The 19353-nt window shown below is 56.7% G+C and carries 23 protein-coding genes and 1 tRNA gene; 9 read left to right on the top strand and 15 right to left on the bottom strand.

Annotation, left to right across the window (positions count from 1 at the left end; translation table 11 throughout):
- Window positions 1-130: 130 nt before the first annotated feature.
- A tRNA-Ser gene (locus CCE92_RS14025) sits at window positions 131-218 on the bottom strand.
- Window positions 219-361: 143 nt separating this feature from the next.
- Here CCE92_RS14025 and CCE92_RS14020 point away from each other — a divergent pair.
- Window positions 362-1093 (top strand): class I SAM-dependent DNA methyltransferase, encoded by a 732-nt coding sequence (locus CCE92_RS14020; RefSeq protein WP_088008997.1) that lies wholly within the window; start codon window positions 362-364, stop codon window positions 1091-1093.
- 41 nt (window positions 1094-1134) lie between these two features.
- Here CCE92_RS14020 and CCE92_RS14015 read toward each other — a convergent pair whose 3' ends face one another.
- The 3 genes from CCE92_RS14015 to CCE92_RS14005 form a co-directional block, all read right to left on the bottom strand.
- Window positions 1135-1515, bottom strand: a complete 381-nt coding sequence (locus tag CCE92_RS14015) for a hypothetical protein (protein ID WP_088008994.1) — start codon at window positions 1513-1515, stop codon at window positions 1135-1137.
- 198 nt (window positions 1516-1713) lie between these two features.
- Window positions 1714-2376 carry a ribonuclease H family protein gene (locus CCE92_RS14010; protein ID WP_088009007.1) on the bottom strand — a complete coding sequence of 221 codons (663 nt, stop codon included), beginning with the start codon at window positions 2374-2376 and terminating at the stop codon, window positions 1714-1716.
- A 64-nt stretch (window positions 2377-2440) separates the two neighbouring features.
- On the bottom strand, window positions 2441-4642 hold the full coding sequence (locus tag CCE92_RS14005; protein WP_088008990.1) for an MMPL family transporter: 2202 nt from the start codon (window positions 4640-4642) through the stop codon (window positions 2441-2443).
- Between the two features lie 170 nt (window positions 4643-4812).
- Between CCE92_RS14005 and CCE92_RS14000 the strand changes: the two genes are divergently transcribed.
- Entirely contained in the window at window positions 4813-5433 is a 621-nt protein-coding gene (locus CCE92_RS14000) for a TetR/AcrR family transcriptional regulator (RefSeq protein ID WP_162287887.1), read from the top strand.
- Window positions 5434-5533: 100 nt separating this feature from the next.
- On the opposite strand, the gene CCE92_RS13995 is transcribed toward CCE92_RS14000, so the two are convergent.
- On the bottom strand, window positions 5534-6571 hold the full coding sequence (locus CCE92_RS13995; protein WP_088008984.1) for a zinc-binding alcohol dehydrogenase family protein: 1038 nt from the start codon (window positions 6569-6571) through the stop codon (window positions 5534-5536).
- Window positions 6572-6877: 306 nt separating this feature from the next.
- Between CCE92_RS13995 and CCE92_RS13990 the strand changes: the two genes are divergently transcribed.
- Complete coding sequence (locus CCE92_RS13990) at window positions 6878-7636, top strand: hypothetical protein (RefSeq protein ID WP_088008981.1); 759 nt, start codon at window positions 6878-6880, stop codon at window positions 7634-7636.
- Between the two features lie 17 nt (window positions 7637-7653).
- On the opposite strand, the gene CCE92_RS13985 is transcribed toward CCE92_RS13990, so the two are convergent.
- The 5 genes from CCE92_RS13985 to CCE92_RS13965 form a co-directional block, all read right to left on the bottom strand.
- Window positions 7654-8145: an RDD family protein gene (locus CCE92_RS13985; protein WP_088008978.1), complete on the bottom strand. Its 492-nt coding sequence runs from the start codon at window positions 8143-8145 to the stop codon at window positions 7654-7656.
- A gap of 100 nt (window positions 8146-8245) precedes the next feature.
- A complete protein-coding gene (locus CCE92_RS13980) occupies window positions 8246-8746 on the bottom strand; it encodes a DUF1643 domain-containing protein (protein WP_162287886.1) in 501 nt (166 codons plus the stop codon).
- A gap of 64 nt (window positions 8747-8810) precedes the next feature.
- Window positions 8811-9941 carry an ABC transporter permease gene (locus CCE92_RS13975; protein ID WP_088008971.1) on the bottom strand — a complete coding sequence of 377 codons (1131 nt, stop codon included), beginning with the start codon at window positions 9939-9941 and terminating at the stop codon, window positions 8811-8813.
- Window positions 9941-10642, bottom strand: a complete 702-nt coding sequence (locus CCE92_RS13970) for an ABC transporter ATP-binding protein (RefSeq protein WP_088008968.1) — start codon at window positions 10640-10642, stop codon at window positions 9941-9943. Before CCE92_RS13970 ends, CCE92_RS13975 begins: the two co-directional genes overlap by 1 nt.
- Before the next feature lie 49 nt (window positions 10643-10691).
- Window positions 10692-11273 (bottom strand): histidine phosphatase family protein, encoded by a 582-nt coding sequence (locus CCE92_RS13965; protein WP_088008965.1) that lies wholly within the window; start codon window positions 11271-11273, stop codon window positions 10692-10694.
- 154 nt (window positions 11274-11427) lie between these two features.
- Between CCE92_RS13965 and CCE92_RS13960 the strand changes: the two genes are divergently transcribed.
- A complete protein-coding gene (locus tag CCE92_RS13960; protein WP_241536065.1) occupies window positions 11428-12165 on the top strand; it encodes a GDSL-type esterase/lipase family protein in 738 nt (245 codons plus the stop codon).
- A gap of 53 nt (window positions 12166-12218) precedes the next feature.
- Here CCE92_RS13960 and CCE92_RS13955 read toward each other — a convergent pair whose 3' ends face one another.
- Window positions 12219-12725, bottom strand: a complete 507-nt coding sequence (locus CCE92_RS13955; protein ID WP_088008962.1) for a DUF1648 domain-containing protein — start codon at window positions 12723-12725, stop codon at window positions 12219-12221.
- Between the two features lie 212 nt (window positions 12726-12937).
- Here CCE92_RS13955 and CCE92_RS16000 point away from each other — a divergent pair, with 212 nt between their 5' ends.
- Window positions 12938-13234: a TIGR04104 family putative zinc finger protein gene (locus tag CCE92_RS16000; RefSeq protein ID WP_162287885.1), complete on the top strand. Its 297-nt coding sequence runs from the start codon at window positions 12938-12940 to the stop codon at window positions 13232-13234.
- Between the two features lie 57 nt (window positions 13235-13291).
- Here the strand turns inward: CCE92_RS16000 and CCE92_RS13945 are convergent, their stop codons facing one another.
- The gene (locus CCE92_RS13945) at window positions 13292-14902 is read right to left on the bottom strand and encodes an aminotransferase class V-fold PLP-dependent enzyme (RefSeq protein WP_241536064.1); all 1611 of its coding nucleotides are present in this window, start codon (window positions 14900-14902) and stop codon (window positions 13292-13294) included.
- Window positions 14899-15444 carry a glycerol-3-phosphate acyltransferase gene (locus CCE92_RS13940; RefSeq protein ID WP_088008956.1) on the bottom strand — a complete coding sequence of 182 codons (546 nt, stop codon included), beginning with the start codon at window positions 15442-15444 and terminating at the stop codon, window positions 14899-14901. Before CCE92_RS13940 ends, CCE92_RS13945 begins: the two co-directional genes overlap by 4 nt.
- A 211-nt stretch (window positions 15445-15655) precedes the next feature.
- Between CCE92_RS13940 and CCE92_RS15755 the strand changes: the two genes are divergently transcribed.
- The 4 genes from CCE92_RS15755 to msrA are packed head-to-tail and all read left to right on the top strand — an operon-like array spanning window position 15656 to window position 17605.
- Complete coding sequence (locus CCE92_RS15755; RefSeq protein ID WP_144391029.1) at window positions 15656-15925, top strand: hypothetical protein; 270 nt, start codon at window positions 15656-15658, stop codon at window positions 15923-15925.
- Window positions 15919-16320 (top strand): peptide-methionine (R)-S-oxide reductase MsrB, encoded by a 402-nt coding sequence (gene msrB / locus CCE92_RS15750; RefSeq protein WP_144391028.1) that lies wholly within the window; start codon window positions 15919-15921, stop codon window positions 16318-16320. Before CCE92_RS15755 ends, msrB begins: the two co-directional genes overlap by 7 nt.
- A gap of 57 nt (window positions 16321-16377) precedes the next feature.
- Entirely contained in the window at window positions 16378-16902 is a 525-nt protein-coding gene (locus tag CCE92_RS13930; protein WP_088008953.1) for a TlpA family protein disulfide reductase, read from the top strand.
- Window positions 16889-17605, top strand: a complete 717-nt coding sequence (gene msrA, locus CCE92_RS13925) for a peptide-methionine (S)-S-oxide reductase MsrA (protein ID WP_241536063.1) — start codon at window positions 16889-16891, stop codon at window positions 17603-17605. The genes CCE92_RS13930 and msrA overlap by 14 nt, the downstream gene beginning before the upstream one ends.
- A 52-nt stretch (window positions 17606-17657) precedes the next feature.
- Here the strand turns inward: msrA and CCE92_RS13920 are convergent, their stop codons facing one another.
- Both CCE92_RS13920 and sstT read right to left on the bottom strand, forming a co-directional pair.
- Entirely contained in the window at window positions 17658-17894 is a 237-nt protein-coding gene (locus CCE92_RS13920; RefSeq protein WP_088008950.1) for a hypothetical protein, read from the bottom strand.
- Between the two features lie 156 nt (window positions 17895-18050).
- Complete coding sequence (sstT, locus tag CCE92_RS13915; RefSeq protein WP_088008947.1) at window positions 18051-19322, bottom strand: serine/threonine transporter SstT; 1272 nt, start codon at window positions 19320-19322, stop codon at window positions 18051-18053.
- Window positions 19323-19353 lie beyond the last annotated feature (31 nt).

Raw genomic sequence — 19353 nt, 5'->3', positions numbered from 1 at the left:
TACAGCGGCATAAATCCCGCTGAACGCGCATAAATTCCGCTGAACGCGCATAAATTCCGCTGAACGCGCATAAACGCATACAAAAAAACCGTCAGGCCGGAACAATTCCGGCCTGGCGGTTTTTCACTAGCGGAGATGAGAGGATTTGAACCCCCGCGGCGCTTGCACGCCCTAGCTGATTTCGAGTCAGCCCCCTTCAGCCTCTTGGGTACATCTCCACGATGACGATGTAAAGAATAGCATACACAGCTGAAAATTTCAATCGTTTATTGCTGGAAAGCGGTGTTCCGGAGGTGTCATCGGTCCCTCTGAGAAAGAAAACCTGTATAATTAGTCGAATGCGAATGAAGGAGGGATTCCCATGGCTGAAAATGGCTCTTCAGTCTATGATGAGCAGGCGTTTTTCGAGAATTTTCTGGAACGGCGGAATCGGGATGGAAGTCCGAATAATGCGATGGAAGAGCCGGTGCTCCGCGAACTGATCGGGCAAGTCCGCAATAAGCGGGTACTCGACCTCGGCTGCGGGGATGCCCGATTCGGAAAGTCGCTGCTCGATGAAGGATGCGCGCATTTCGATGGCATCGACGGTTCCGCGAATATGGTGGAGGCGGCCGTCCGGACCCTGTACGGCACGAGAAGTTCGGTGCAGCATCTCGGCCTTGAGGAGTGGCGGGCATCGGATGAGCCGTACGATGTGATTTTATCGCGCATGGTGTTCCATTACTTGCCGGATATCCGCGGATTGTTCCAGGAAGTCTACACGTCTTTGGCTGCAGCCGGCCAGTTCGTGTTCAGTGTCCAGCACCCGGTGCTAACGTCTTCTCCTGAGAGCGCGAAAGAAGCCGGCGGCCGGACTTCCTGGCTCGTCGATGATTACTTCCGGACGGGCAGTCGGGAGGAACCTTGGATCGGCGAGCGGGTCACCAAGTACCACCGCACGGTCGAAGACTACTTTACCGCGGCGGCAGAAGCTGGTTTCACTGTCGAAGCACTCAAAGAATGTGCGCCGCGGCCGGAACATTTCGCCACAAAAGAAGAATTCCGGCGCCGGCAGCGCATTCCGCTGTTCCTCGTCCTATCCTGCCGAAAATAACGAAAGAGCGCCGTCCCCTAAAGGACCGGCGCTCTTTCGTTTTATTCTGCTGCCGCCTGACCTGCTTCCAAGCCGCAGAATGCGTGGATCTGCTCCAGCATCGATTTCCGCAGCCGGCCCGGTGAAGGCGAAACGAGCGCGGCCCGTGCTGTAAGTCCGTCGATGACAAGCTGCTCTTCAGCATCCTCGTGCCACCCGTGCTCCTCCAGCAAAAACGCCATCAGGCTGATCGCTTCAAGGGATTCCGCTTCATTTTCCGGTTCACGGCCGGCGAGGCCCATGATGAGCCGGCAGGAAAGGTCGTCTTCTTCCATCTCTTCCGGTGACGGTACATAGCGCCGTACGGCTTCCTTCAGTTCGCTGTACAATTTCCATACATCTTCGGGCCTTCCGGTTTGCTCTGTCTGTCCAGTAAGAAGCATATTGTTTCCTCCAGTTATGCAGTACGGAAGACCCGCCTGCACTTTTTTCTATTGTACCATGTTTCCGGCTAATTTTACAGAAAATTTATGAAATTGGTGCCAGGCACTAGTTGATCGAAAATTGCAACAACCGGTGCCTGGCACTCCTTTAACACTCCCTGATAAAGCATGCTTCTGTATACCCGAATGCCGCCCCAGTCAATCCCCTTTAATTTCGACGGCGCCGCTGATGTCGATGCCGTTGAGTGCCTGAGTGGCCAGCTGGTCGGCTTCGAGGTTCTTCTTGCGGGAAACTTGGGCGTATTCCGGTTCGATGCCGAGGGATTCCATCTTCTGCTCGATGCGGTCCGCCCAGCGGTTCAGCTCTGGTTCCAGTACCGGCCAGTCGCCCGCCAGCTGGCTGATGACGACTTGGGAGTCACCGATGAATTCGACCGGCAAATGATGGACACCGAGCAGATCCAGCTCCTGCAGCGCGAAAAAGAACGCCGCGTATTCCGCTTCGTTGTTCGAATCGATGCCGTCCGCCGGCGCATTGCGCCGCAATCGGTATTTTTTGCCGTTCTGCTCATAGTAGATCGCACAGCCTAGCCCCGCCCGCTTCGTCTCCCGGTTGAAGCCGCCGTCGAAAAAGACGCGGACGTTATGCGGGTCGGTCTCCACGCCCTTCACATAGCCTTTCAGTTCTTTCATCGTCCACGAGCTGTCGTGCCGGTCGATGAATTCCACATCCTTCGCCCGGCCGGTCTTATCCAGATCCCCGGCGAACAGAATCGCGTCTTCCGCGCTCAGTTCCGCCGATGTGAACACGAGGCGCCGCTTCTTCGGCGTTTCGTATGTAAATGAAAGCTTCCCCTTCATTCCGCCACCGCCCTTCACTTTTCCTGTACCCAAAAAAGCCTCCTGTATCACAGGAGGCCCGAAATTATTTTTTCCACAGCCGGCCCGGCCAAAACGCATAGCGGCCGAGGACCGTCGTGATCGCCGGCACGAGAAGCGGCCGGACGATGAACGTATCGAGCAGAATGCCGACCGCAGTGACGATTCCGAACTGGACGAGCACCTGCAGCGGCAGGACGGCGAGCACCGCGAACGTGCCGGCGAGGATGAGGCCGGCGGATGTGATGACGCTGCTCGTCTCGCTCACCCCTTCCGCGATGGCCTGCTTCAGCGGCATCTTCTCCCGGTTTTTCCAGATGCTCGAAATCATGAAGATGTTGTAATCCCCGCCGAGGGCGACGAGGAAGACGAACGCGTACAAAGGGATGAGCCCCTGCATCGCCGGTTCGCCCAAACCGTAATGGATGATGAGCCAGCCGAGGCCGAGCGCCGAGAAGTACGACAGCACCACCGTCGCCAGTAAATACGTCATCGCCACGGCGGAGCGCAAGTACACGAGCAGCAGCACCGCAATGATGGCGAGTACGACCGGGATGATGACGGCCTGGTCGCGGCTCGTGATTTCCTGGGTATCGTACAGCACCGCTGTTTCCCCGCCGATCCACACTTTTTCCGAAGCGTCCACGACGCCCGCTTCTTCCAAGGCTTCCGCGGCGGCCGCTTTCAGTTCAGGGATGCGCGCCACCGTTTCATCGGCATACGGATCTTCTTCGAACGTGACCTGCACGCGCTGGATGTCCGGATTTCCCTCTCCCGGCACCGGTTCGCTGACACTGGCGATGTACCCCGCTTCCGCGAGCGTTTCAGCCAATAAAACCGGTTCCCCCTCCGTGTCTGCAATCACGTCGGCCGGCGCAATTTCTCCGGCGGGGTAGTGCTCGGCGATAATGGCGAATCCTTCGCGTGACGGCATCTCTTCCGGGAACGAGTCCAGCAGGCCATATGTCGTTTCGATCCGCGGCGCAATCAAGGCGAGACCCCCGAGCAGGATGAGGCACGCAATGATGATCGGCCACGGCTTCTCCGTCACCGCCTTGCCGGCCGCAAGACTGAAGCGGCTCCGGGTTTTCAGGCGGCGGATCTTCTTCCCTTTCTTTTCCTCTTTTTCGCGGATCATTTCTTCCGTCCTCGGAACGAACGGGAAGAATGCGGCGCGCCCGAAAATGGCGAGCAGGGCCGGCAGCAGCGTCAGCACGGCGATACCCATGATGATGATCGCGGTCGAGAATGGCACCGCAAACCGGTCATAGGACGCATAATACGCAAGTCCGAGCGTAAGAAGCCCCGCGGCCGTCGTCAGCGCGCTGACCGCGATGGCGCCGCCCGAATTGGCGATGGCCAGTTTCAGCGCGCTGAACTTATCGCGTTCCGTCTGAAGCTCGTCCCGGTAGCGCGACACGAGGAACAGGCAGTAATCCGTCCCGGCCCCGAACAAGAGCACCGTCATGATCGAAACGGCCTGTGCATCGACCGTAATCCAGCCATTGTCGGCGAGGAATCCGAGAAACGGCGAAATGACGCCGTACGCGAACCCGACACCGATCAGCGGCACAAGCGCCAAAATCGGCGAGCGGTACAGCAGGACGAGCAGGACGAGGACGAGCGCGACCGTCGCGAGCAAGAGCGTCACATCCGCCTGGCTGAACAGTTCCGTCGCGTCCGTCTGGATGCCGACCGGTCCGGTGAACCGGACGCGGAGCCCTTCTTCCCCAACAGCCTCCGAAAAGGCCGCTTCCCCGGTGAGTGCCGAAATCCGGGACTCCAGCTCCTCCAGTGCCGGCTGAAATTCTTCCGTCAGCGCTTCCTCATTGAAAAACACCGGCGTCGTCAGCGCTTCCGCATCTTCTGATGCCTGCTGAAGCAATGCGGGCGGCGGAAGCTCCGCAAGCGGCGGCACGAGCGACTGCTCGGCCACTGGGTCCTCGGACAGACCGGCATACAGTTCCTGGACGGCGGTGAAATCCGCCTGTTCCAGTCCGCCTTCGCGGTTCCAGACGATCAGCAGCGGCACACCGGCCGTGTTCGGGAACTGCTCTTCCAGGATCGCGGCCGCTTCCGACGACATGGCGCTTGCCGGAAGCAGATCGCTTCCCCCCGCCTCTTCTTCATTCACCTGCGGCCACACCGCCGACAGAATGCCGACGATGAGCACCCAGACGATTACCGTCAGCCAGCGCGTTTTCGGGCCGGCGACCGCGCCGCCCCATTTTGTCAAAAAATCCCCCATCATTCATTCTCCTTTACCGTTCAGCAATAAATTAATTATATATACTCTACAGTTAATATTCAATAAAACGATGATGGTATGCTATAATTTATTTACCTTACCCCTGACAATCCAGCGGCAGGAACTTTATGGAATAAAACAATCGATCGACCGATAAGGAGCGAATGAATGTGAGCGCCAGAAAAAAACGGGCGCCGGGCCGGCCCCGCGCTGATGAACAGAAAGAACCGACACAGGGACAGATCCTCCGCGCGGCAGCGGATCTTTTCTTCGCTCATGGCTATAAGAACGTCTCAGTCGATGACGTGGCGGCGAAATGCCATGTCACGAAAGCGACGGTTTACTACTATTACGGCAGTAAAGCCGAACTTTTCACGGAGACGATGCTGCAGCTGATGGTCCGCATCCGGGAATACATGGAAGCCATGCTGCAGGAAGACACGCCGCTCCGGGAGCGGCTGGAAAATGTCGCTGTCGCCCATTTGCGGGCAACGGTCGATATCGATATGGACGCCTACATGCGGGAAACGCGGAACATTTTGACGGCCGAGCAGATGAAGGAGATGCAGGAGGCGGAGAACCAGCTGTTCAGCGTGCTGGAACGGGCCTTCGAAGAGGCTGCGGCAAGCGGCGAAATCGCGGAAGGAAATACGAAATTCTACGCGCACGCCTACAACTCGCTGCTCCGCATCGGCAATTACCGGAATTCAGCGAATGAAGGCATCTTCCCTTCCGTCGAAGCCGCGGCCGGAGAGATGATCGACTTCTTCTGGCGGGGAATTGCGAAATAAGGAAAAGCCGGCTCTTGGGGGAGCCGGCTTTTTCGTCGTGTCCGTATGGAGTTGTGCGAATTTCACTAGTTGGCCAGGAATCCTTGCAGCTCCGCTTCGTTTATTCCTCGAACGGGCCTTCGACGACGAGTTTTCCAATGGTGCGGCCGGTCAGCAGGTTAGCGTAAGCTTCTTTCAGCGTGACCGGGCTGATCGGTGTGAAATGCTCGGTCTTCGTCGTTTCGATTTTGCCTTCATCCGCCCAGTCCGCCAGCTTATCGAGAAACTTGTGCTGCTCGATCATATCCTTCGTCTGGTAGACCGAGCGGGTATACATGAGCTCGTAAGCGAACGTCACGCTTTTCATGAACAGCTGGCGGTCGAGCGCCTGGAACACCGGAAGGATGGAACAGATCCTGCCCTGCGGTGCAATCACTTCCGCCATGTTCGCCATATGTTCATCCGGCGCGGAGAGGCAGAAGATGAAATCGACGGAATCGAATCCGATTTCCTTGAGCTGCGGCGCGAACCGGACTTTGTGGTTGATGACGTGGTCGGCGCCATGCTCATTCGCCCATTCCGTCGTCTGCAGGCGGGAAGCTGTGCCGATGACTGTGAGACCCGCCAGTTTCGCGATTTGCGTGGCAATCGAACCGACACCGCCCGCCGCACCGATGATCAGCACGGTTTTTCCTTTATTCGCTTCCGGATCTTCCGGCAGGCCGAGCCGTTCAAAGAACGCTTCGTACGCGGTCAGACTCGTCAGCGGCAAGGCGGCCGCCTGAGCGAAATCCAGGTTTTTCGGCTTCCTGCCGACAATGCGCTCGTCGACCAGGTGGTATTCGCTCTGCGAACCCGGCCGGTTGCTCGTGCCCGCATACCATACTTCATCGCCCGGTCTGAACAGCGTGCAGTCTCCGCCGGTCTCCACCACGATTCCGGCCGCATCCCGTCCGACAATCGTGAACGAATCATCCTCTTTCTTCTTCGCATCGCGCGTGCGCAGATCCGTCGGGTTGACGGACACCGCCTTCACCTGGACGAGCAAATCGCGGCCTTCCGGTTTCGGCCGTTCCACTTCGATCATTTCAAGGTCCATCGGTTCCTCGATGCTGCCCGGTTTCCGGAATCCGATGGCTTTCATCATTTCGCTGCTCATGGTATCACCCTCCTGGTGTTTATTATAAAATTCTCGGAGGCCGGATTCCAAAAGAAGGGATTCCGTATTTGCCGAATTCCACTAAACTGACCTCGAGTTCCACTAATCTCCCTCTGAATTCCACTAACCTTCCACCAACGGCATGAATCGTGCATCGAATTACGCGAATCACCACCTGAGTTACACGAATGATCCCCTGAATTACGCGAATCCCCTCTTGAATTACGCAAATCACCACCTGAATTACGCGAATCCTCTGCCGATATCCGGTAAAATAAAAAAAACACCCGAAAGGGAGCGTTTCCCATGAACCCACCCGAATCCATCCTCCACACTTGGCGAAAATTCGACCGATTCCCGATGGAAACACTGACGAAAGCGTGGCATTTCAATAAAACAAGCGGCCCGAAGCAGCGTTCCGTCTCCCTAATGCGGGAACACCATGAACAATTCGGCGTCACCGGCAACTGTTTCGACCTCGCCCTCTGGCTGCTGGACGAGTTCCGGCAGGACGGAATCGAAGCGTACCCCATCGGCGATGACCCCGATCCCGATCACATGCACGCAGCTGTCATTGCGCTTGACGACAAAGGAAACCGTTACTTGTGCGATCTCGGGGATCAGTGGCTGAAGCCGGTTCTGCTTAAAACATCCGGTGAGCTCCTTGACGGATTCTTTCCGGCTGCACGAGTGGGGGTCACGTCGAATAAAACACATGCCACCGTCCGCTACCACCGTCCGAACGGCAAAACTTCTTCCCAGACATACAGCCTGCAGCCGGTGGACATGGCCGATTTCCTGGCAGCGGCCGAATATTCCCAGAACCACATCCGCCCCCAGCCGCTCGTCGAGTGCCGGGTGCCGCATGAAGGCGGCATCGCCCATTGGGAATTCGATGACTGGATAAGCTTTCTGAGTACGGATGAAGGGCTGCAGCCCGAACCTGACGCCGGTTCGCTCGAAGAATGGACAGAGCGGATCTGCATGCGGACAGGGTTCAGTAAAGAAATTGTATTCACGGCGCTCCAGCACTTTGATTCCATCCATAAAAAAGAGTCCCGCTGATGCCTGCGGGACTCTTGTTACTTCGGCTGTTTATGAATCACGTATGTACCGGCAATTTTATCGTGGAGCCCTTGTTTCCTTTCATCGAGCGCTATCATCAAGTAGCCGAACCCAAGAAGCAGCCCGGCCGGTATATAGCCGAAATAGCGTAAGACTGAACGGAAAAACCCGATTCTCCCGCCATCTTTTCCGACGACCTTGATGCCGACCGCCAGTTTACCGAAGGTCCCCTGCCAGCGGGATGCCGTCAGTAAGCCGAAGTAGAGGATCCCGATAACTGCCGTGCCGATGTAACTGTAAATGACTACTTCGTCGGGAACGGTGATATCTTCCGGGAATACTCCCGCGTTCAGCTGCGCCGCCCGATATTCCCCTTCCCTCATTCCAGTGATTTGGTAAAACAGGACGGCGTCCAATATGTAGAAAGGCGCGTATAGGATAATGCTGTCGATGATTGCTGCCAATACGCGGATCCAGAAACCGGCGTACCGGTCGTATTCAAAAAGCATGCAGCCTCCCCCTTTTTTCTCAATTTTACAGGGATATGCCAATTCATACCAGTAAATGCGCAATAAAAAACCCTTCCGGCCACGGAAAACCGGAAGGCTCTTACGGAAAACTGATCGGTTTCAGTTCCTTCTTCAAATAAAGCGGGTGTCTCGGATGGCCGTGTTTCGTCTTCCCGATGCAGCGGAGGGGAAACGCCTCCAGCATATCCGCTACTTTTCGGTCACGCCCCAGCAGATCGCCGTACTTCGCACCCCAGGCGAAGACGACGGCATCCGAGGCAGCTGCCGCCCGCCGGATATGCGCATCATTTTCCGGACCGACGGGGTCTTCCGTTTCAAGGAGCCCCGGCGGCTTCACCGAAATATAAGAAAACAAATTCACGACATGCATGCTCCGGTAGCCCCAGCTTCTCGCGAAATCGGCGCACCGCTTCATCGTCGGGTTACAGGACCGCTCATCCCCGATGCTCGGATTGAGCATGACGAACGTCACGACCCCTTCACCCTGCTCCCAGCTGCATGTCAATAAATACCGGTACTTTCCGGATCCATCGAATACCGCTTCAACTGTTTCATCCTCCCGCCAGCCGACTTTCGCCAATGTCCGTGTCCCCCTTCCGCCAAACAGGATACGTCATTTATTCGGATAAATGAATTCTTCCGCCTCACACAGGCCGCTGTTTTTTCAGGACCTGCATATTGAGCAGCACGAACGCGCCGACGAATCCGGCGAGCACCGCAGCATCGAGCCAAATATCCGTGAACGCTGCGCCGCGAATCATGATGTTCTGCAGCGCATGCGCCGCATAAGTGAGCGGCATAATTCCGCTGATGAATTCCACCCACACCGGCGCGTCCGACAAGTCGAAGATGCCGCTGAAAAACACTTGCGGCACGATGACGATCGGGATGAACTGGAACAGCTGGAACTCAGTCCGCGCAAAGCTCGACAGGAGCAGACCGAGCGCGAGCGCGACACTGGCCGTCACCAGATTCACCACAAGCAGGAGGAAGTAATTCCCCGACTGCGGCACATCGAGCACATTGACGATGAACAGCTGGATGAGCACGGTCTGGATCGTGACGAATAGGAAAAAGCCGATAAAGTAACCGAACACGATGCTTGAGCGTTTCAACGGCGTGGCAAGCGTCCGTTCAAGCGTGCCGGTCGACCGTTCCCGGAGGAAACTGACGCCCGCGATGATGAACACGAAAAAGAAAATGAAAAAGCCCATCAGCGCCGGCGCAAGCTGGTCGAACTGTTCCGCGTCCTCCCCGCCGTACAGAAAACTGATTTCCGGTTCACCGATGACGGCCGGTTCCGGAAGTTCCATTTCCGCTTCTTCCCATGTCAGCTGTGCAGCCCGCTCCTGCAGCCGGCTGACGGCCGCCATGAGCTCCTCATTCACCGCGGTGCTCCGCAGCACCGCAAACTCCGTAAACGCACCGCGAATCACCCGCAGCGCCTGACCGCTCTTCGACACATCCCCGCCTTCGATCAGGATTTCCGGCGAATCCCCAGTGAAATCGACAATTGCGTGGACTTCCAAGTCCTTCAGCGCTTCTTCCGCTTCCGCCGATGAACCGAACTCCACGGTTTCCGCCGAGCGCGCCAGTACCTCTCCGAAGTTTTCGGGCGGTTCCACGAGCCCGACTGCCGCCTCATCAGATGCCGACCCGAGGATGACATACATGAGGAACAGGACGAACAGCGGCGCGACCAGCATGAGCCCGATCGTCCGCTTGTCTTTCACCACCTGCGCAATGACCCGCTCCGCCACGATGAACGCCTGCATCACACGCCCTCCTTCCGCATGAACGCGCCTTCGATCGATCCGAATTCATCCTTCAGTTCCTGTGGCGTCCCGCCATCCAGCAGCCTGCCGTCCTGGATGAGGAGCAGGCGGTCGCAGCGTTCCGCTTCGTCCATAATATGGGTCGTCACAACGATCGTGACGCCTTTCGCACGCAGTTCCTCGAATTCCTGCCAGAACACCCGCTTCAGTTTCGGGTCGATCCCGACCGTCGGTTCATCCAATAAAAGAAGCGGCGGCTCATGGATCAGCGCAATGGCCAGGCTCAGGCGGCGTTTCATGCCGCCCGAAAAGAGATGCACCGGCCGGCTGGCATCCGCAGTCAGATCCGTAAATCGGAGCACTTCCTCCACGCGTTCGGCCAGTTCCTTTTTCTTCAGCCCGTACAGCTTGCCGAAATAGCGCAGATTGCCTCTGGCGCTGAGGTCGCCGTAAAGCGCGTCCGCCTGCGCCATATAGCCGATGCTTTTGGATACGGCGAGCGTCGGCTGCGTTTCGCCCATCACGCTGATCGTCCCGCCCGTCGGCCGCTGCATGCCGATGATTGATTTGATGAGCGTGGTCTTGCCGGAACCGCTCGGGCCGAGCAGTCCGACGATTTCGCCTTTGTGGATCGTGAACGACACGTCCCGGAGCACTTCCTTTTTGCCGAACGACTGCGAGTAATCCGCCACTTCAATCATTTCCGAGACTCCTTTCCAACCCTTCCCGCCTTAATAGAAGCGGACCGGCTTATCGAACACTGTGTTCCAGGTGCTCCGTGCAGCTGAACAGCTCGCACTTCCATTCATTGCCGTGCCTTTTCAGCACGGTCAGCGACGTATTCCCGATCTCCCCTTCCGGAAGTTCCGGCAGCATGGCGCGCAGTAAGTGACGGATCAGTCCGCCGTGGCTGACGAGGAGCACATTCCCGCCGCTGTGCGTTTCCATGAGTTCATGGATGAATTCCATTCCGCGCGCCGTCGCGCTTTCCCGGGTTTCGATGCCCCGGTCTTCATCGCGCCAGTCAGGTCCCCATTTGGCGATCCGTTCCTCTTCGGTCGTGCCTTCAATCTGCCCGCCGCTCACTTCACGGATGCGCGGATCGATGCGCACTTCAAGCCCGGAAGCCGCCGCAACGGCTTCCGCCGTCTGATTGGCGCGGCTCAGATCACTAGAATAAATGATGTCCCAATCTCCGTCCTTCAGCCGCTCCGCCAGCAGTGCGGCGCCTGCCTGCCCTTCCGCATCGAGCGGGATATCCGAGCTTCCCTGCGCCCGCCGCTCCAGGTTCCATGCCGTCCGCCCGTGACGGACGATGCCGATTCTATCCATCCTTCCATCTCTCCCTTGTCCGGTTTCTCTGTCGCTCTCCACTTAATTTACCACTAATTCCTGCCGCGTTGGAAAGAAATATCGGGTTCAAAATGGACATGATTTACTGAATATTCTATATTAATATCAACCAAAAGAAAGGATGTGTACATACGTGGACAAAACGCTCAAGCTGCTTGCCGTCCTGCTCATCGCCGGTTCCATGCTGTCTCCCGCCGCCTTCGCCAAAAACGAGAATGCCCGGGATTCCCTCGTCGCCCTCGGCGATTCCATTCCGTTCGGCTACAATTTAGGCATGAATAATCAGCATCCATCGAAGGAAGCCTATCCGTTCGAAATCGGTGAGGAAGCCGACGTGCGTGTACGGAATCTGGCGGTGCCCGGCGCTCAGACGGAAGGATTGCTCGATGCGCTGCAGCATAGCCAAAAATACCGCCAGGCTATCCAGCATGCGGATTATGTGACGGTATCGATCATCAGCAATGACCTGCTGACGATATTAAGAGCCGCTGTCGCCGAGAGTGAGGGTGATTCCGTCCGGTTCCAGGAGCTGCTTGCTGCGAAATTGGCCGAAGACGATGCGTTTGCGAGTCTGGCTGCCATCCTCCAGGAAATCCGGACACTGACTGACGCGCCGATCGTGCTGTTTAACGTCTATAACCCGTTCCAGGTAAATGATTCGTTCCATCAGGTCGCTGACAGCGTGCTTCCGCTCATCAACGGCCGGATTGCCCAGCTGTCGACAGCTTTCTCGGATGTTTACATTGCGGATGCCTACTCTGAATTCGGCAACAACCAGGCTGAATATGTCATCATGGGGGACATCCATCCGACCGAAGAAGGCCAGGAAGTTTTGGCGGAACTCGCCCTGGAAGCGCTCGGTTTCGAGTAACCCGCTTCATTTTGATTGTCCGGACAGACAGCCGCAAAAAAGCGGCTGTCTTTTTACTTGATCTTCCGCATTTTCACGACGCCGATCACGATCGGCAGAAAGGTGCCGGTGAGCAGAGCCGGCAGCAGCCAGACCCCAAAACCCTCACTCCAGCCGAATGCGATGGAAACCGATTCAAGCAAGATGACAGCGAAAATGACGAGCGAAACATTCTTCACCTGATTCATCAGTTTCCGGCTGATCAAATAAAATTCGCCGGCATTCGACCCGTCCAGTCTCGCCGGATAATTGTGAAGCTCGGGATGGCGCTCGAAAAACCCCATCAGTACGATGAAAGACGCACCGATAGCCGGAAAAATGAGCAAATGATACTTCGCCCCCCATTCGTCCACTTCCCCCAGCGAGTTGAAATGCACCGGCACTTCATCCGGCAGCTGATTCCACACAGTAGCCAGCAGGACGAGCGAGCCGAAATACAGCGAAAACCCGACTGCGTCCCACAGCCATTCGCTTTTAGTTTTCGGGATAGTCAGTTTCGGTCGTTCCGGGGCGTCGAACATTCGAATTCCCTCCAATGTGTCCGCATGTTGTGGAAATGTATGCGGTTCTCCTGCTATTTTTTACGGATTTAAGCCCGGACGGTTTCTTTTTCCAGGGGGCTGGCTCCGGTTTTTTAGGAACAGGATATTTAGTGGAACTTCCTTTATTTGTATTGTACACTTTAGCCAGGAAGGTTTACCCGCACGGAAAAGAAGCGGAGGTGAAGCAAGCAATGCCTGCATGCCAGCACTGTCATTACAAGTGGACATGGCGGGAAACCGCAGGAATCGGATTCAAGGGACACCGCAACTGCCCGAACTGTGGGAACCGGCAATATCTTGTCCCACAATTCGGTAAAGGGACGGCGGCACTCTATCTCATTCCCTTGTTCCTCATCCTGTTCTCCCGGCCGCTGTTCGGAGCCAGCGACTTTGTGTTCTTTGCACTCGTCGCCCTCTTGCTTACTGCACAGATCATCTTGTTCCCTTTCACAGTCCGGCTTTCCAACAAACAGGAGCCGCTCTGGTAGCCGAAATAAATTATAGATCCATAAAACAGCGCCTGTCCGAGTAGACAGGCGCTGTTTTTATGGATGCGCATCCTTATTTGCCGCGCCGCTTTTTAAAAGTTCCGTCATTGCGCCGACAGCGCGTTCCGGGTCATTCTGGCCCTGATCCCCCATGAACGCGAGCTGCACCCAATTTCGTCCGAGCAAGTACCCGCTCTCATAGCTGATGAGAATGCCGCGCGCTTTCAGGCGGTCGCCAAACGCTTTGGAACTGACCGCTTCCGGCAAGGCGCACGTCACGACACCCGGAGAAAATGAAGCGCCGCCGATGACATCGAATCCGGCTGCCGCGAGCTGTTCCCGGACTTCCGCTGTTTTTCGGAAATCGGGAAACGTGTGGATATCCAGCGCAGCATGCAGCGCGCGGATGCCGTTGGCGGAATGGGTGAATGGCACGCTGTGCGCTTCCGCATACGTTCCGAGGTCGAGGTAGGCGGGCAGCCGGCTGTCCGGCTGCACCGGTTCCTCGTGCAGCACAATCGCGAGTCCTGGATAGGAACCGAACCCCTTCCCGCTCCCCGTGCTCACAAAATGAACGCCGGAATAATCCGCAGGGACGACACCTGCGCTGCTGCAGGCATCCACGCACAGCAAGGCGTCATGCCGGCGGCAAACAGCTTTCAGTTCATCAAGCAGATACAAATACCCCGAAGACGTTTCACAGTGGACTGTCCAGAGCCAGCGGATATCGGGTTCCCGGGACAATGCCGCTTCGACCTCAGACAGGGCCACGTCAGCAGCCCATGGTTTCCGGATTACTGAAAACGGCAGCTGCCAGCGCTCCGCCTGGCGGATGAGCCGTTCACCGAACTCGCCGTTCGCGAGAATCAGCCCTTTTCCTCCTATCCGGGAGAGCTGGCCGGCCACCAGATCGTTTGCCAGCGTGCCGGTTCCGACCGCCACTTGGACGTGGTTCACTTTTGTCAGCGAAGCGATTTTTTGCTGCACGCTTTTTAATTCGTCCATAAATGCAGCCGACCTGTGGGAAATGGCAGGGCTCGCCCATGCCTTCCGCACCGATTCGTGGATCGGCACCGGTCCCGGCAGAAACTGGCCGTTGACCGCCGGCTTTCTTTTTTCAACGAGCTGGCGGAACAGACCGCCGGCGGATGTGAAATCGGATTCCGTCAGCAGCATCGGCTGGAACCGGGCACGGTCGGTTCCGACAGCCGGACCGAACGGCCGGAATCCCATATGCCGGTAGAGCCGCGTCTGCCGGTCCGTCCCGGAGATCAGTACGGTGTCGAACCCTTCATGCAGACAGTGTGACACGAGCTGATCGCACAGCATGAAAAACGTCCGGCTGCCCCGGTATTCGGATTTCAGCGACAGCAGCCGGATTTCACAAGGCTTCGCTTCCGGCGGCAAGTACGTATCCACGGTGCCGAGCTTCTGATCGAGCGAAAACGGGCGGCTGCCGCGGATCGCCGCCATTCCAATCACTTCATCGTCCCGTTTAACGATCATATACGTGTTTTCCGCATGGAACCGGTCGACGAGCCGCCGCTCTCCGTTTTGCGCGTGCTGTGGAATTTCCTCTGCGAACGTTTCATAATTCAGCCGGTGGATCTGCTCCATTTCATCCGGTGTATCGGCGATTTTGACCGTCAGCGAATCGGTCTGAATCATCTTCCGTCTCCTCCCCGGTGTTTCAGAATAACAATGCCAAGCATGACAGCGGTAATCCCGGCAAGCTTCAGTTCCCCTTGTAAAAGCAGAAGGATCGGCAGCGCGCCGAGGGCCGGGAGACCGCCTTTCGTGAAACTTTTTGTTACGGACAGGCCTGCTGCCGCACCCACAGCAATGACCGGAAGCGCGGCCGGCGCCAGCATCAAGGTCGCGGCCAAATAGACAACGACCCCCTTGCCGCCCCGGCCCCTCAGCTGCAGCGGCCAAATATGTCCCGCCAGCACAGCGAACGCCATGAGTCCAAGCAGGACATCCGGCTGTCCGAACGTCATGGCAGCCCACAGCGGCAGGATGGTTTTTCCCGCGTCGAGCAGCACGGTGAAGAAAAATGCGGACTTACCGAAAATCCGCCCGGCATTCCTCGCGCCGGCGTTTGTGCTCCCGAGCGTACGGATATCCTGTCCGGTCTTCACTTTCGTTACGTAATACGCCCCGTTGAAACTGCCGCATAAATACGCCGCAGCGATAAGCAGGATCTCCAAGTGAACCGCCACCTTCAATTTCCTGTCTCTTACTTATACAATACGACAAAGCCGCTGTGAGGTTCCTGTCCGTGGCTGGACGAAGCGGCTGCCGGCCATGTTTATCTTTTCCTTTCCGATCAATCAGTCTTTTTTGTGTCCGTTGTTTCAGCCGGCACCTCTGACGGGAATCATATAGTTATTCAAATAATCAAAAAGGCGGTAGAATAAGATGAACTTACTGCGTATTAGTCCGTTCCTTCTTTTATTGGCAGTGAGCGGTTGTGCTGAAGAGGAAGCGGCACCTGATGTTCCGGAGGATTCCCCGCCCGCTGTGACGGTGGCGGCCGGACCTGATGAACCGGCTCCGGCAGCGGAATCCGTTCCGGCGACGCTGCCGGCAAAACCGGCGGTACCGGAACAGGACGCCGCTTCATCAGCCATCGAAATCGATCCGGCCCTCTATCCCCGGCCGGTGATGCGGAAATTAAAGAAATGCTGACGGAACGGCAGTATTACGTCACGATGCTGGACGGCACGGAGCCTCCGTTCGAAAATGAATACTGGGACAATAAAGCCGCCGGCATCTATGTGGATATCGTGACCGGCGAACCGCTGTTTTCTTCCGCGGACAAGTTCCACTCCGGCACCGGCTGGCCGAGTTTTACGAAGCCGATTGCGCCGGACGTCGTGACAGAGCAGCCGGATCCCGGCCTGTTCGGCGTCCAGACGGAAATTCGGAGCCGGGCCGGTGATCTCCATCTCGGCCATGTGTTCGAGGACGGCCCCGAAGACCGCGGCGGCCTGCGTTACTGCATCAACAGCGCGGCTCTGAAATTCGTTCCGGAAGCGGAAATGGAGGCGGAAGGCTACGGGCACTTGCTGGAGGCCCTCTGAACCCGAACACGGCGGCCGCTTGCGCCGGACATTCAAAACTAATGAAGGATGATGCCTATGAAACTCTTTGCGAAACTCGGCGCCCTGCTTGCAGGGCTCCTGCTCCTCGCCGCCTGTTCGAACGCGCCGGAGACGGCGGCGGACGGCAACCTGAATGCCGGCGCCCCTGCCCCGACTTTTGAGCTGGCCGACTTGGACGGGGACGTACACAGCCTCGCTGACTATGAAGGTGAAAAAGTCTATATCAAGTACTGGGCGTCCTGGTGCACCATCTGCCTGTCCGGTATGGACGAACTGAATCGGCTGGCCGGCCAGGATACCGACTTCAAGGTGCTGACCATCGTCTCCCCCGGTGCCAAGGGGGAAAAAGGGACGGAAGCGTTCAAGAAATGGTACAGCGGACTTGAAAATACGGAAAATATCGAAGTCCTGCTCGACGAGGGCGGTGAAATCGCCGAAGCTTATGGAATCATCGGGTTTCCGACTTCGGCATTCATCGGATCGGACGGCGTGCTCGTCAAGACCGCGGCCGGCCATAAGAGCAACGACCTGATCAAGGAGGAATTCGATGCCATTTACTGATGAAGGGGCGGAAGATGGAATGATGAAACGACTGATCCTCCTTGTGCTTTTCCTGTTGCCTGTTCTCGCGGGATGCGGCATGGCTGCGGACGGCAGCGCCGCACCGACTGTGTCTTCGGAGAACGAAACCGCCGGAGAGACGACGTCCCGGTTCCCGGAGAATCCGAATAAGGACCTTGAGTTCGATACGGAAAACCTTGAAGAGATCTATTTGGCGGGCGGCTGTTTCTGGGGTGTGGAAGCGTTCATGTCCCGCGTCTATGGCGTCTATGACGTTACGTCGGGCTATGCGAACGGCAATACGGAAAATCCCACGTATCAAGACGTACTCGGCGGCAGCGGTCATGCGGAAACGGTCCATGTGCGGTATGATCCGGAGCGGGTCAGCCTTGAAAAATTGCTGTCCCAATTCTTTTCGGTCATCGACCCGACGAGTGTGAATCAGCAGGGCAACGACCGCGGCATCCAATACCGTACCGGCGTCTATTATGTAAATGAAGCGGATCTTCCCGTCATCGAATCCGTCATCGCGGAAGAAGCGGAGCGTTATGATGCGCCGATCGCAACGGAAGTGGAACCGCTTGAAAGCTATACGCTTGCGGAGGAGTATCACCAGGATTACCTGGAAAAGAATCCGGACGGCTACTGCCATATCGAGTTCGACTCGCTGGAAGACCAGAAAATCCCGGCAGAAGCGCAATAATGACCAAAAAAGACAGACACCCGCGGGTATCTGTCTTTTTCGCATGCTGTCATTACAGGACCGCCTGGTTGTGGCCGGGCCCCTCTTCCTTGTACTCGTCCACACTGATCATTTTCACGTCCGTGAGGCTGAACTTGTAGAAGACGCCGTTCTCTCCGGTGAACGCTATCGTGTCATCGCTCTCCAGGTCGGCTGCAGCCTCTTTCGTACTGTGCGCTTCTGTGATTTCCACTGCTTCCATTCCGTCGCCTAAATGATAGATCACCTTGTATTTTTTCGGTTCTTCCATTGGTGCCACTTCCTTTCTTCCCCGCATTTTAACAGACACCCGCTTCCGTGCACAAATCATCCGCGAATAATCCGCAGTCGCCCGGAACATAAAAAAAGAACAAAAGGAGAAAACTCCTTTTGCTCGCTGATTTCATTTCAAGGATTTACAGATCATTCAGCTTTTCATGAGTCCTTTGGATGGCTTTTCGATTTCGAATACATCCTGGACATTCAGTTTTTTGCCTTCTCTCAAACCGTTCTTGTAATCGGCAGTCGCGGTGAACAGGACATCCGTCGACGAGTTAAGGGCAGTTTCGAATGAATCCTGCAAGACGCCGATGATGAAACCGACGCCGACGATCTGCATGGCGATGTCAGCCGGAATACCGAACAGGCTGCTTGCCAGCGGGATCAGCAGAAGCGATCCGCCGGCGACACCGGATGCGCCGCATGCGCTCACAGCGGCCAGGACACTGAGGATGACGGCCGTCGCCAAGTCCACTTCAATGCCGAGCGTGTGCACTGCGGCCAGCGTCAGGACGGAAATCGTAATAGCCGCGCCGGTCATGTTGATCGTGGCGCCAAGCGGAATGGAAACAGAATACGTATCCTTATCCAGTCCCAGTTTTTCGCACAGCGTCATATTCACCGGGATGTTGGCGGCTGAGCTCCGTGTGAAGAAGGCAGTCAGGCCGCTTTCTTTCAGGCATCTGAGCACCAGCGGATACGGGTTCTGCCGGATATTGACGAACACGATGAGCGGATTCACGACGAACGCGACGAAAAGCATGCAGCCGATCAGCAGCGCCAGCAGTTTGCCGTAGCCGAGGAGCGCCGCCAATCCATTCGACGCGATGGCATCGATGACCAGTCCCATAATCCCGAGCGGCGCCAGCCGGATGACCCAGCCGACGATCCGAGCGACCGCATCGGAAAAGTTGGCCAGCAGCGTCTTGGTCGTGCCGGAAGCACTTCTCAGCGCAATCCCCAGCACGATCGCCCATGCCAGAATCCCGATGTAGTTTGCATTGTACAGCGCGCTGAACGGATTATCGACGACATTGAGCACTAACGTCGTCAGCACTTCTGCCACACCGCCAGGAGCAGTAAGGTCTTCAGCCCCTTCCGTCAGGACAATATCAACAGGAAAAATAAAGCTGGCGATGACAGCGACCAATGCAGCCAAAAAGGTTCCTAAGAGATACAGCGAAATGACCGTCTTCATATTCGTCTGCTGGCCGCTCTTATGGCTTGCGATCGAAGACATGACCAGGAGCAGAACCAGGACAGGCGCGATCGCTTTAAGCGCCCCTACAAACAGCTCGCCGAATATAGCAAGCGGTTCCGCGGCATCCGGAAACAGGAGCGCCAATGCGACGCCGACAGCCAAGCCGAGCGCGATTTGTTTCACCAGGCTGATCCGGTTCCACGTGTTCAATAACTTCACAACTACTCCCCCTTGTTCGTTTCAGCTAATA

It is taken from the genome of Indiicoccus explosivorum, assembly GCF_002167005.1.
Lineage (GTDB): Bacteria > Bacillota > Bacilli > Bacillales_A > Planococcaceae > Indiicoccus > Indiicoccus explosivorum.
This window is presented reverse-complemented; position numbering and strand designations above follow the sequence as displayed.